At 63.8% G+C, this 260-nt stretch carries 1 protein-coding gene; it reads right to left on the reverse strand.

Annotation, left to right across the window (positions count from 1 at the left end):
- On the reverse strand, positions 1-246 hold a 246-nt coding region (locus AC1ECK_RS36735; RefSeq protein ID WP_480328214.1), incomplete at its 3' end, for a calcium-binding protein.
- Positions 247-260 lie beyond the last annotated feature (14 nt).

A 260-nucleotide genomic window follows, 5' to 3' on the forward strand; every position in this document is an offset into this window, starting at 1 on the left:
ATCGCCCCCGCCACCACCCACCTCAAGGTCGTTGCCACCCTTGCCGTCGAACAGGTTCGCCCCCGACGTCCCGTACAGGGTGTCGTTGCCGCTGGTCCCCGTCGTCTCCATCTGGACCAGCTGCTGCTCCGTCCACACCGTGCCGTCGGCAAACTGCACCCACTGCACGCCGTAGTAGCTGCTATACAGTTCATCGTCCAGCGTGACCTGGTCACCCGAGACTCCGTCAGTCAGCACCAGATCCATGCCGTTCGAAGTCG

The organism is Paraburkholderia sp. SSBN10T (assembly GCF_056619545.1).